Annotated in this window: 9 protein-coding genes; 3 read left to right on the forward strand and 6 right to left on the reverse strand. The window is 63.4% G+C overall.

Going from position 1 to position 12,997, the window contains the following annotated elements:
* Nucleotides 1-528 precede the first annotated feature (528 nt).
* Nucleotides 529-2,409 (forward strand): hypothetical protein, encoded by a 1,881-nt coding sequence (locus ACYPYD_RS09095; RefSeq protein WP_459662865.1) that lies wholly within the window; start codon nucleotides 529-531, stop codon nucleotides 2,407-2,409.
* Nucleotides 2,410-2,429: 20 nt separating this feature from the next.
* Here ACYPYD_RS09095 and ACYPYD_RS09100 read toward each other — a convergent pair whose 3' ends face one another.
* On the reverse strand, nucleotides 2,430-3,365 hold the full coding sequence (locus tag ACYPYD_RS09100; protein WP_459662866.1) for a trypsin-like serine peptidase: 936 nt from the start codon (nucleotides 3,363-3,365) through the stop codon (nucleotides 2,430-2,432).
* A gap of 474 nt (nucleotides 3,366-3,839) precedes the next feature.
* Between ACYPYD_RS09100 and ACYPYD_RS09105 the strand changes: the two genes are divergently transcribed.
* Nucleotides 3,840-3,989 (forward strand): hypothetical protein, encoded by a 150-nt coding sequence (locus tag ACYPYD_RS09105; RefSeq protein WP_459662867.1) that lies wholly within the window; start codon nucleotides 3,840-3,842, stop codon nucleotides 3,987-3,989.
* Nucleotides 3,990-4,176: 187 nt separating this feature from the next.
* A complete protein-coding gene (locus tag ACYPYD_RS09110) occupies nucleotides 4,177-4,797 on the forward strand; it encodes a DUF6538 domain-containing protein (protein ID WP_459662874.1) in 621 nt (206 codons plus the stop codon).
* Nucleotides 4,798-5,206: 409 nt separating this feature from the next.
* On the opposite strand, the gene ACYPYD_RS09115 is transcribed toward ACYPYD_RS09110, so the two are convergent.
* The 5 genes from ACYPYD_RS09115 to ACYPYD_RS09135 form a co-directional block, all read right to left on the reverse strand.
* Nucleotides 5,207-6,370, reverse strand: coding sequence for a Wadjet anti-phage system protein JetD domain-containing protein (locus ACYPYD_RS09115; protein WP_459662868.1), 1,164 nt, complete (start codon nucleotides 6,368-6,370; stop codon nucleotides 5,207-5,209).
* On the reverse strand, nucleotides 6,367-9,810 hold the full coding sequence (locus ACYPYD_RS09120; RefSeq protein ID WP_459662869.1) for an SbcC/MukB-like Walker B domain-containing protein: 3,444 nt from the start codon (nucleotides 9,808-9,810) through the stop codon (nucleotides 6,367-6,369). The genes ACYPYD_RS09115 and ACYPYD_RS09120 overlap by 4 nt, the downstream gene beginning before the upstream one ends.
* Complete coding sequence (locus tag ACYPYD_RS09125) at nucleotides 9,803-10,534, reverse strand: DUF4194 domain-containing protein (RefSeq protein WP_459662870.1); 732 nt, start codon at nucleotides 10,532-10,534, stop codon at nucleotides 9,803-9,805. The genes ACYPYD_RS09120 and ACYPYD_RS09125 overlap by 8 nt, the downstream gene beginning before the upstream one ends.
* Nucleotides 10,527-11,951, reverse strand: a complete 1,425-nt coding sequence (locus ACYPYD_RS09130; protein ID WP_459662871.1) for a Wadjet anti-phage system protein JetA family protein — start codon at nucleotides 11,949-11,951, stop codon at nucleotides 10,527-10,529. The genes ACYPYD_RS09125 and ACYPYD_RS09130 overlap by 8 nt, the downstream gene beginning before the upstream one ends.
* Nucleotides 11,952-12,372: 421 nt before the next feature.
* Nucleotides 12,373-12,696 (reverse strand): hypothetical protein, encoded by a 324-nt coding sequence (locus tag ACYPYD_RS09135; protein WP_459662872.1) that lies wholly within the window; start codon nucleotides 12,694-12,696, stop codon nucleotides 12,373-12,375.
* Nucleotides 12,697-12,997: the final 301 nt, after the last annotated feature.

Genomic DNA, 12,997 nt, shown 5'->3' on the forward strand with positions numbered 1-12,997 from the left:
TTGCCAATGATTGTCCCCCCTCGCTGTGCACCCGAGCGGTTCTTCCGGCTTCATCTTCCCATCTCGAGTGGCCACGCGGCGCAAAAATTTCCCAACCCCAAAGACAAATCAGGCGGCGGCAAGCCGCCGCCTGCATGTCGTCAAGCCGCGAAGCGCTCCTCGTCGGTTTCGGGTTGCCGAGCGCGAGGATGCGGTGGATCGCGGCGTCAGGCAGGCCGAAAGTCGCGGCGAGGTCCTCAGGCTTGCAGCCTTCCCTGACCAGCCGGGTGAAGGTTTCCACTGGGTGACCTCGTCAGGATCGAGCCGCGCCAGGTCCTCGATCCGCGAGGCCTCGACGGCGGCGGCATCGTCCCCCTCGTCGGGGCTCCGATCGCAAACTCACACATCCGTACTATTGCGTAGGCCGGTTCCATACAGGCGCTATACTTGGTTCTCTCGAATCTTTTGCGTAAACAGAACGGCGCCAATAAAGTATCGTCTTGCTCGATTCGGGGGGAAAGCCGAAGCGATGCTTATTGGGGGAAAGCTATGCTTCGACCGTCCGCCGCGGCAGCGATCGCCGCACTGGCTCTGCTTTCGGGCTGCGTCGGCAAGCTCGCCACCACCCCGAATCGCGCGGTCACTTCGCTTGGCATGGCTCGACCCGGGACGAGCTACGCACTCGCGAAGGTTCAGTACGACGTGAAACTCTCCCGCGCCTTGGCGGAATGTCCTGGTGAATTCGCGGACAACGATCCCACCAAGCCGACGGCGCTCAAGTTCAAGATCGCGGTCACGGCCACGCCGAGCTATGTCGCCGGCGAATCCTACGACATCGACTACAGCAAGCTGCCGGGCTGGCTGCGCACGGCGAGCTTCGAGCTCAAGCTCTATCCCAACGGTACGCTGAAATCTCTCGGCGCTAGCGCGGAGGACCGCAGCGCAGAAACCATCAGCGGTGTCATCAAGACCGCGCTGTCCGCCGCGACCGTCCTGGCAGCGGCGCCCTTCGCCGACAATGGTCGGCCGCCCAAGGGCGGAGCCGACTTGATGATCGGTTGTACCAAGGCAGCGCGCGCGCTGGTGCACGAGGCCGACGATCTCGACAAGCGGCTCAAGGAGGCCAAGACGACGTTCGAGGCGCTCCAGACCCGCGCTGAGTACTTCAAGGCGGCCGGCACCGCCCGCGTGCTCAACGCCGCGGCAAAGGCGCGTTTTCTCCAACTGCTCGATGACATGTGGGACGCCGAGCGAAAGCTGAACGGGCTCAAGGCGCGGCAGGAGCAGGTCGCCGGCAAGCTCGGCGTCTCCGAAAGCTTCACCTGGAGCGGCGGGATCACGTCCGCGCCTGCCGAGGACGCCCATCCGTTGTCGGCGGCCAATACGGCGAAACTCGCCCTCTTGGTAGAGCGCGTCAGCCTCGAACCGCCGAGCGAGCCGGTCGAGGCCGATAGCGAACGGCGCAGGCTGCTGCCCGAATGCTATGGCTCTGACAGCGACGCCTCCACCTGCCTGCGCAAGCAGCTCAACCTGCGCGCCGGAGTGCACCTCTACCGCGATCTCGAGCCCTGTACCGATGGCGGTAATCCCGAATGCCTGACGATGCTGCCCGACTCCGACAAGACCCTGGTCGCCGCGCGCGATGGTAAGGCCGATAGCGGCGTGTTCATTCGCGAGGCGATGGAAGGCCAGTTGCTGTTCTGCCGCGAGATTTCACTGTCGGGCGCCAGCGCCGCAGCAGCACCCGCGCCGGCCGGTGGCCAAACTCCGGCACCCGTCATCGCCTATGGTTCGGTCATAGCGAATGGCGGCGCTGCGGGCGTGCCGGCCGGCGGCGAGGGCGCCCCGCCGGCAGGTCAGGCACCAGGCGCCGACGGCACTGCCGGTGGATCGCTGAACGGTCAAGACGGCGCGAGCGCCGGTCAGCCGGGCCCCGCCGCGGCACCTGCGCCGGCGCAATGTGACCTCACCCACGACGAGGCCAAGCTCGCCTCGACCAACTTCCCGCAATACGGCCAGTTGCGTTTCCTGCCGCTGCGCGTCGGAACCTTCCAGGCGCGCGAGATGGCTTTGTCGATGACCGAGACGGGTCGCCTCGACAGTTTCACCTACAAGTCGACCAAGGCGCCGGCCGAACGCCTGGCGACGTTGAGCGCTGATGTCGCCAGCCAGCTTGCGACCTTCCGCGAGGCACGCGAGACCGAACGCCGCGACGACGTCAAATATGAGCGCGAAAACGCCTTGGCTGAAATTCAAGCGCAGATCGACACAATGACCAAGCAAGCCGCGCTCAAGAAGCTGCATTCGCCCGAACCAGATCCGCTCCAGCCGGTGAAGGACGAGACCGCCGCCCTCGACGCCGAGATCGCGCTACTCAAGGCCAAGGCCGAGCGCATCAAGGCCGCCGCCGCGCTGGGTCTGACCTCCTAGCGGCGCCGATCAGCCGCTGGTCAGCCGATTACGTGGATGAGGTTGATGATGCCCTGTCCGAAGTAGGGTGAGTACATCAAGGCCTGGTTGTTGTCGGCATAGGTGCTGTTGAGCCCGCAGGCGAAGATCCGACCCTGCTGGTCCTTGACGAGCCAGGGTCCGCCACTGCTGCCGCGGGTCATGTTGTTGTGCATACCGATCACCGCGCTGCCTCCGGCATAACCGCCGTTGCAACTCCACATGTGCTTGCCGTCGAAATCAAACTGGGCCGAAAGCCAATCGGCGGGATAGCCGACCGCGTGCAGCAGACCCTGGTTGGGCGCGATGTTCGCGCGCCAGCCGATACGGCCGGTGACCGGCGCGACGGGCTGTGCCAGGATCGCGCTGCCGAGGTCGAAAGCGGCCGCCTGCGGGCCGCCGGCGGCCCATCCCGCCAAGGTGTGGATCGATGAGGCCGGCCAAACCCCTTTGACCGGCTGGCTGTCGAACTGCGGCAGGAAGGCGACGTGGCTCACCCATCGCCGGCTGCCGGGATCGAGCACGCAGTGCCCCGCCGTGACAATCGACCGCTCGCCCACGACCCAGGCGCTGCCGGCGAAATCGGCGCCGTTGACCCGCGCGAGCAGTTTGCCGACCGCGCTATAGGGAAACTGGCCGCGATTGGGGACGCGCGCAGTGTCGTAGGGCACCGCGGCGGGAGCGGTGAATTCAGCCGTCGACGTCTCGTTAGGGGGACGCGACTGGACCCGTGCGCGCCGGCCCGCGCCGCGCAGCAAAGCCTCAAGGTCGATCGTCGCATCGGGCGGCAGCGCGTCAGCTTCGGCGCGCGGCGCCATCGGAAACGGCGCCGCGCCGGCTATCCGCTCCGGCGTCCAATAGTCCTCGTCAGCCGCTTGCGGTGCGCCCGGTTCCGTCCCGGGCGGCGCCGCGCCGAAATTGCCAGCGAGGCCGGGCATGAGCGGTTGCGAGATCACCGCATTGGGATCTTGGGGAAGTCCTGGCGGCAATGCGCGCGTCCTCGATCGGTAAGGAAATTCAGCCTACTCTTGGAATATCGCATCGCAGCGCGTAAGACGAGGGGCCGGTTCTACTGGCCCACTATTCTATCCATGCCCAGCGATGCTTAGTTAGCATAGGCACTATGACTGCGTCGATTCGCTGCCGCGGTTCGGCATCGGAAATTGCCGCGTGCTTTGGCGCCGGGGCAGCGCCCGGTCTCGACTGGCGTCCGACGGCCTGGCTCGACGAGGCTGTACTGTTCGCGTCGCGGCGCGAGGACCAAGCCGGCCTCGTTCTTGAGACGATGCCCTGTGGACTGCCGGCGAGCGTGTCGAGGCAACGCCCCGCACCCGCCGAGCGACGCTGTTCGCACGCGATCTTGACGATTGCGGTAAACTCGCCTCGAGGAACCCTTCGACGGCCGCCCGACCTTGCTGGTCCTCGACGAGGCCTGGATCTTCCTAGACCATCCGCCGCTCGCCGCACGCATCCGCGAGTGGCTCAAGGTCTTGCGCAAGAAGAACGTCGCGGTCGTCTTCACGCAGAAGAGGCACCGAACCTTGACCATCCGATTGCCCTGAAGTGGTGAGCCCTGCTGGGTTCCGGCGGGCCGGGTTTTCGGGGTGAGGATCATCGGCGGCGTCGGCGTCCTGCTACGATAATCTGCTACGGTTTGGTGCCGATAGTCCGCAGCGAAAGTCCCGGAAATCTGCGGGAAATGGTCCGCGCGGCTGTTACGGTTTCAGTCCCGGTTTGCTGCCAAAAGGTATGCGCCTTCGTGGGGGGCGATTCTATGTCCGCCGCCACGTCCCATGCGATCTTCGAGAGCCTCTCAGCCGGGTGGAACTGTGGCGTTCGCTGAAGACGGACAGCCTCCAGACGGCACTGCGGAGAATGCCCGCCGTCATGGCCGGGATTGAGGCTGAGTTTGAACGTGTTCGGGCAGGTGTCGGCGCGACAACGGATGATGCGATGCTACGATTCGATACCGTAGCTCAGCCCATCGTAGAGAATGTGCGAGTTTCGACGGAAATCCCGGCTTCTATTCCGTCCAGTGACGTGACGTTAGTCGAAGCCTACCAGCGATATGTGGATGAAGAGCGTTCATCCATCTCGCGGTCAGCGATGTCAGAGGCTTCCAGAAACGCGAACTCATATCAGAACGCGAGTTTAAAAGGATTCTCTCTGAACTCACGGACCCGACATGGCAGGAACGCGTGGAGGCAAAGCGTGCGGCGGAGCGCAAACGCAAAGCAGCCGCCCGAGTCAGAGCGAAGCAGGAGGGTAGATCGCGCAAGCGATAGAAGCGGCCCCTCTCTCACTAGTTTGGAATGGCGAGAAAGGGTTAGCTCGGTGCGACGGAAATGCTCTCGGACTGAAATTGAGTAGGGATCGAGGCCACTTGATCCCGCCGGGCAAAGCTCGGAACCACTGGATTGCCCGTACCCGACTCAATATGGCGGAAACACTGTGTTCTCAGCGATGGTGGCGGCCCATCTCCCACCACCGCGCCGCCCATCTCCCACGCGAGGATCCGCAGAAATCCGACGTTTGTGGGAGGTTGGAAGATACTTTCTTCAAAAAAAGAAAATGGGGAAGCGGCGCTCGAATGGAGCGAAAATGTCTTTCCGATCTCCCAACCTCCCACACGGACCGAATAAGGACGAAGCGGAGCCACGGACGGATACGATGTTCGGGGCCGCATAATCACTGTGGAACACCATCACGACGGTGGCGGGCACGTAGCCGCACCCACCACCCACCGGGTCAGTTCTCAATGGAAACCCCGGGTCACATCTCAGTGGCAATCAACAGGCTGCACACACGCTGGCTCAAGAACTTCCTGTTCGAGCCAGTGCGCGTCTTCGGAGGCCAGGAATTGCGCGAGGTCGGCGAATGCGGAATCCGTTGGCATGACGATCGCGGTCGAAGCCTGCCGCTTGCCGTGCGCCCGCGCCAGCGCCTCCGACATCAAATGCGGCCGTACGGGCAGCCCCACCGCCTCTTCGAGATAGCGGCCGATCCGGATGCCCCCCGGATCGATATCGCCCCAATGACGCAAGATGGTCAGGTTCGCGGCCTGCATCAGATGGCGCACGATCCTCACGACGCCGAGCGGCGGAAATCCAGCGCAATAGACCACGACCCCATCCGGCTCGCGCGCCTCGCGAACATGGCGGTGGAAGCTCTCCAGATTTTCGATCGTGAGCACCGATCGCACCGGCCGTGTCAGCGAAATGGACTCCAGGGATTCGGGCGGAATGCCGAGATAGGGCAGTCGGTCGGCGGCCATGTTCGCAATCTTGATCGGCCCCGCGACCAGTACCGGTTGCGGAAATTTGGCGAGGCCAAGCGCATCGAGCGCCGCTTTGCGGTCGAGCGAATTTTCAAGGCGGCCGCTGCGTTTGAGGTGGCCGATGAGCCGGCTGAGCTGGCGTTCGAGCGCCTTGCTGTCGCCGAGCAGCCGCGCCGACCTTGTGCGCAACGGCAGCGGCGCCTCGCCCAGATCGGCAAAGGCCGCGTCCGCTGCACGCACCAGCGCCAGTGCATCGTCGAGCTTGTCCGGGCCAAGCCCAAGATAGGCCGCACCAGCCTGCCAGCGGTGACGCACCACCTCCAGAATTTCGATGCCGATCTCGCTGTTCGGCGAGATCGTGGCCAGCCCGGCAATCGCCGAAGCTGTAAGCGCCGGCGATGGGGTGCGCTCGAGGTGCCGATACAAAATGTCCGCATCGGCAAGAATGACCCGCGCGACCAGATGCGGTGCATCGCGGTCCCATTCGAGGAGCACCGCACCTGCGTCCCGCGCTGCCGTAAGGCCCGCAATCAGCCCATCGCGCGCGCCGCTGTCCGCAAAGGCTTGCGCCGGGCGCGCGATGATCCGCCGCGTCCGGTCCGATTGCCGTTCGTGCGCGTCGATCAGCCGGTTCAGCAGGCGCGTCGGATTGCCATCACGCTTCATTCCGCCGCATCTTGCGCCGGCGGCCGGAACGCCTCGATCCCGCGATGCGCTGGATTGGCGTCCATGAGCGCCTGTCGCGCTTCCAATCTGGGGTAGGTCACCGTGACGACCGGCTCCTGCGTCGCCGGATGCCGGTTGACCGACACGATCGTATCCACCGTTTCGAGGAACATCGCGCGCACCTTCTCCGGCGCCGCAATCACCGGCTGGAGGCTGAGATCGCGGAAGAAGGCGAGCAATGCCTGCGTGTTGGGCGCATCGAGATTGTTGAATGCCTCGTCGAACACAACGAGGCCGGCCCCCTCAGGTTCGCCATGGCTCGTCTTGGGATAATAGGCGGCCGCCATCGCCGCGCCGACCGCCACATAATAAGGTGCCTGCTTCTGCCCGCCCGATCCGGTCACCGATCGTTTCGACAGTGTCGTTTCCTGTCCCCGGTCATTGGTCATGTGCAGATCGAAGTCGTAGAACCGCCGATAGTCTCGCAAGTCCTTGACCAGTTCCTCGTCCGACAGGCGCCGTTCGAGTTCGCGGAACCCTTCGCGCACCTTGGGGTCGAGATCGACATCGTCGAGCATCGACAAGCCCACACGCGGCTTGTCGGCGATGGCTTCGGCCAGCGCATGGATCGGCTTCATCGCCGCATTGATATGGTAGCGGAATGCATAGCGCTGGCCGGTGAAGTGACGATCCTGGAGCGTGCGATTGAGGCGCTCGATCTGCGAGCGGGCCTTTTGAAACTTGTCCGAGAGTCGGTTGATCAGCCCTTCGGTCAGGTCCGTTTCCATCTGGATACGGGCATCCTCGAAGGCCTGGCGATATTGCCGCAGTTCGTCCTGCTCAAGCTGCCGTTCCTTTGTCTGGCACCAGCGCAGGATCGCGATATCGCTGTCGTCGAACAGGGGCGAGGCGCCCAGATAATCCTGGACGAACTTGCCGTAGAGCGCGCGGCCCCGCTTAACGCTCTCATCGGCAAGTCGCGGCAGTTGCTCAGCGTCGCGGCGGGCCTGCGCGACATGATCAGCCAAGCGCGCGACCGGGTCTTTTTCGGCGGGTGACAGGTCGATCAGCACTGCTACGCGCTGGGTCGCATGGTCGATCACATCATCGATCTCGGCAATCTCGATCAGCGTCGCGATCGGCTCGCCGCCCTCCCGCTCGATCGCGACCGCTTCTTCGGCTTCGCGGGTCGTGCGCTCCTTGTCGGCAACGCCGGCCTGGACCTGAAGCCGGGTATCTTTCTCCTGCAATTCCTTGATGCGCGGTTCGAGCTCGTCCGCAATCTCCTGGCGATAGCCTTTGATGTCGCTTTCAAGATTGGCGATCTCGGCTCGGGTCTGCTTGACCTCGGGCGTTTCCGCCTGCTCGCGGGCCTTGGCGGTGCCGCGCAGCTTTGCCTCGCCTTCCGCCATATCACCGAGCGCAACCGCCAGCACGTCTGCGGGATCATCGACCAGCGCGGCCATTGCCGCCAGCCCGGCGAGTATGGCGTCGCGGATGGTCGAGATGGCCGAATAGCTCTGCGACAAGGCGGCCAGTTCGTCCCGGTCGCGCTGCGCCGCCGATGCTTGCGCGGTCTTGCCGAACTTGGGTTGCAGGTCCTGATAGACCCGCAGTCCCATGCCGGCGGTCGTCTTGCCGCGCTTGGTGATCGCCTGTTCCATGCGCCGCAGGTCATCATCGGTCTCGGCGCGCTCGAAGCGCCCGACCTGCCGTTCGATGAAGGCGCGCGCATCCGGATCTTCCGTCACTAGGATCGCGGCGATCGAGTTCGACGACACGCTGCCCCGCCACGCAGCCGTTTTGCGCGTATCGATCAGGCGGCAGCCATGGAGGTCGCGCCGTTCGCGATAGAGGATACCAAAGGCGTCCGAGAGGCGTTCGCTCGGCACGATCAAGGCTTCGCGATTGGCGCCGAGCAGCATCTCAAGCGCCATCGCCCAAGCCGGGTCCGACACATCGACGATGTCGGGAAGCGCGACCGCGCTGATGCCGTCAGCGGCAAGCAGCCGCATGAAGTCGCGAACATGACGAGATAGGATCGCGCCGTCGGTCGCGGTCTGGAGGCCCTGTTCCAGCTCATCCATCCGCGCTTTGGTCCGGCCAAGCTCGACCCGGAGCGCTTCCTCCTGTTGCTGCAAGCTCTGGCGCGCGCCGGTAAGAGCAAGAACCTGCGGTTCGAGCGCAACCAGTTCGCTATCCACCGCGCCGAGTTGTTCGGCGCCGCGACCGCGAGTCAGCGCGAGCAAGCTTGACGCCGCGGCAAGGTTCGCACGAAAGACGTTCGGGATGCGGTCGGCGATCCTCGAGAGTTCGGCCAGGCGCGTGAGCTGGGTCAATCGGCGCATCGCGGCTGTCTTGCCGCCGCGCAGCTTGGCCTGCGCCGCTTCCTGCTCGATGTCGAGCGAGCGCAACTGACTCGATCCGGATTCGGCGAGGACCGATTTCAGCCGGAGGATGTTGGTTTGGCACTCTTCGATATAGCCGAGCGACAATTGGCGCGAGCGTAGCTCGCGGGCGAGGTCCTGCGCGAGAACCCCGCGGTCCTGCGCGATACGCGCCTGCACCAGATCGAGCCGGCGGCGATCCCCATGGGCGATCTCGAACCGCAGCACATTATGGCGGACATGATGACGCGCCCAAAGCTGCATGCGTTGCCGCGCCTCGGCAATCTCGGCGAGCTGCTGTTCGCGCTTCTTCACCTCGGTTTCGAGGAAACGATAGCGCTCGATCGAATCTTTCAGTCCATCGACGTCGATATTGTCTTCTTCGAGGATATGCTTGCGCACAAACTTCGTCGGGTCATCGATCGGCTCGAAGGCGATCGACTCCTTGAAATTCCGCAGCACCTGTTTGGAATCCGGGGCCGCACTGCGCGGGCGCATCGCCAGCAGATAATCATCGACATAGCCGATCGCGGTGCCGAGGTGATTGCGCAACTGCGGACAAAGCACCTTCAACCGGTCGAGCAGTCGCGCCGCGACGGGCATGACCCGGCGATTATCGTCGCGCACCTCGACCAACTGGTCGAGCCTGAGGCCAAGGCCCGGCGCCACGAACCGCGCGCGCAGATCATGTTTTGCCTCGTCCTTATAGGCCGACAGGATCAGGCCAATGGTGATCGGCGCACCTGACTGACGATCGCGAAAGACCAAGGCGATCAGCGAGTCAGCGCTATCGCGCGCGGGACCATCGGTGGAAATATGGCTGTCATAGCCGAGGCAATAATCGCGAATGCGCCGCTCATTGCGTCCGCCCGTCGACTTGTTGAGGTCATAGAAATTGGTGTTCGCGCCGGTGATGATCACCTGCAGCGCATCGATGATCGTGCTCTTGCCGGCGCCGGTCGGCCCCAGAATCGCGACACCGCCGCGCAGGTCGATATCCTGGCTGGCGAGCACACCCCAATGGTGCAGGACGATACGCTCAAGTTCATGCATTGGGATCGTCCTGCGCGTCTGCCTCGTCGGCCATATCAGAGCTTTCCACCGGCTCTGCGCCGAGATTGGCTCGATAGTCGGCAAGGTGCGCGAGCATCGAGTCGGTGGCCGACTGCTGCGCGTCGGCTTCCTCACCAAATGCGCGCTGTTCGAGCCAGAGGATCACGGCTTCGACATAGACATCCGGAACGAGCACGGTGATGCCGGGCATGATCTGAAGCTGGAGGATCTTCTCTTCCGGATCATGTTCGCCGAGGCGTACCAGACCTTTGCGCTGGAACCCTTTTAGGATATCCATCAGCCGCGTCATGGCTGGCGGCTCTTCACCCGCCGTTCGCAGCCGATCGTGAATGTCGTCGGTACTGCTATGGACACGGCCGCGTTCGTCGAGCGAGCTGATGCCCTCGGCATAGAGCAGGCGCAGGATCAGCAGGGCGATCGTCTCGTCCTTCTTGAGCCGCGCCATATGCACGCCGTAGACGACGCCATCCGCTTCGAGCACCACCATGCCGGCCACGGCGTGATTGACGAGCCGGTAGCCAAATGCGCGCACGATCGACTGGACCGTCGCGAAATGCCGGACGATCAGGCGATAGGCCGGTGGATAGGGCCAGTCTTCATAGAGGCACTGATGAAACAGCAGCGCCTGAAGCGCGGTCTGCAATTCTTCTTCGGTGACCTTCGCGCCATCGAGCAGGTTTGCAACCTCCCTGAGTTCAGCCATCGACCGTCTCCAGCTTGCGGCGCACGACGAAGTTTCGGCGCTCGATCCAATCGTTGGCCACGGTCCCGTTCAGTTCCTCATAATCAAAACGATCACTTAGCGGCGCCAGGCCGGCTTCGTGCAGCCGTTCGAAGGCCAGGAAGTCGTCGAGATCGCTCACCGGGAACTCAGCGGCAGCGAGTTCTTCCCGCGTACCCATCGCGCGCTCGACATAGGCGGCAAGGCGCTCGGGCGTGATCCCGACGCGCATCTGGAAGAGATCGACCGCGCGCAAATAGAGCGCCATCGCCGGATCGGGGAGCCTGATCTCGACCTCTCGCTCTTCGGGCGGCCGCCGTTTCCGTGCCGGCAGGTAAAGTTGGGAGGTGGCCATGGGCAGCGTTTCAAGCTGTAGGCGGATGCGCGCGCCGACGTCGTCCTGCTCGGCGAGCGTCGATTTCCCCAAAAGCTCGATCGCCACTAAAATGCGTTCGGTGCTGATCGTTGCCATGCGGTCGCTGAACCGCACGACGTTAGTCATACGCCGTTCGATCCGATGCGTCGTCGTCTCGATATCGTGCACATGGTCGTCGATCGCGGAAAACACGCGATTGATGTCACGCAGATCGGTGATGATCGCTTCGCGCGCCGCCTCGGCCTTGCGCGCAATACCGCCCGTCACCCAGCCTAGGGCGATGTCGCCGAGCGCGGCCTCATCGGCAAGCAGCCTGTCGCCCAGCTCGATGATGTCACCACGAAAGCGGTAGGGACTCTCGCGCGACTGGAGATTGCGATAGTCCTGCACGACACTGGCTTCAATGAAATCGGAGACGAACCGGCGCACGAGCGCGGTTGCCGTCGGCTGCGCCATGATGAGGTTCTCGACCCGTCGCATGGTGCCGGCGACGGTGCGGAGGTGGTTCATGAATCCCCGCGCGGCGAGCGCGGCTTCGCGGATGTTGAGCGCTTTGGCCGCCGGCTCCTGCTCGACCGACTGCAGCAGGGTCAGCACATTGAGGACCGCACCGCCATAAGAGCGGACGCGGCCGCTCTGAATGTCGAGCAAGGTATGGAGCAGCAGCCGGGCGGCGGGGTCGAAATCCACGACCTTGCGATAGCGATCGCGATATTCGATCAGCCAGCCAGTATCCCGGAGCCGGTTATACGCGGCCACATAGCTTGGGCCACTGCCGAGGTCTTCGCCAGAAAGGGCGTCGAGCGCAGCCGCCCGGCCCGAGCGATCGATGAACTCCGAAATCGACGCGAACAGTCGCTTGCGGGTCACGATCTCCCCGGTGACGCCGAAAGGATCGTCGGCAAGGTGGGTCAGAAGATCGGCGAAGAAATAGCGCGAGGCTCCGCTGAACAACCTGAAAAGGTTGCCAGGCACGGTTCCAAATAGTGGCTTCTCTCCGTCACCGGACACGCCATGCTCCATAATGGCGAGTCCCGCATCGCCCCCTGAACAATATCTCAGACGGACGCCGGCCAATTGCAAGCATCGTGTAAGCGCCGCACCCGTTTATGGGTTCACGGCCTAGCAACTACGAACGGCAGAAAATTCCCGGATATGAATGTCTGGTTGTGAGCACGGTAAGTGCACTGCCGGGCGGCGATAACGGGCGCGTACCTGCTCGACCGCTGTTTGGCGCTAGAATGGCCGGTTCCCGCGTGAGCCGATATTCCTGGGGCTTCGCCGGAACGGCGAGAGTTGCTCGCGGCGGACACCGTGGGAATTGCAGCTCTCCCAGCCTCGCGCCTCAGAATCAGACAATTGCCTAACGATCAAGTTGCGCCATTGAGCGTTTGATCGTCTATCGTGCTCCGAGGATGAATGCGGTGGGCGTAAATATCGTCCATTAGAGCGTAGCGAAATCCAGCCCGAAGCGAGCTAGATACTTCTTGAGCCGGTCGGCATCATTGGTGCTGCTGCGGCGCACGCGCGAGGCGGAGAAAAGGCGTCGTCCCGCTTCGGATAGAGATGTGCTTTCGCGACAAGTCTCCACGACATAAGCTAGTTGGACGCGGTCAAATGGATCGATCTCGTTCAGTCGTTGCGCGTCGAGGACCGTTGCCAGGTCATCCTCCTTGTTGGCGGTGTTGCCTGACCAGAGGCGCCCAAGCCTAGTGATTTCGTTGTCGACGGTCGCCAGATCGATCCGGCCCTTCTGGGTGCCTCTCATTGCGCTCCATTCAGGTGTGCGGCTCAATGAGATTTGTCAGTTGGACGTTGCTGACGTTCGAAGCCAGATCCTTCGTCTCGATGCCAAGCCGCATCGCGAGGGTATAGAGCCGTGTCCCCGTCTTTTCGCCTGACGGGTCGATGATCAGCTGATTGTCCGCCGCTGCAGTGACGATCTCCGTAACCGCTGCTTGGACCCCACGTGGGATGTGGAGAGGCTTCAGTGTACGGTCAAGGTTCTTGCAAAGGCACACTGGTCATGGATGAAGGAGATGATCTGGGGGATCATCCGCCAGGTATCT

The organism is Novosphingobium sp. 11B (assembly GCF_054589055.1).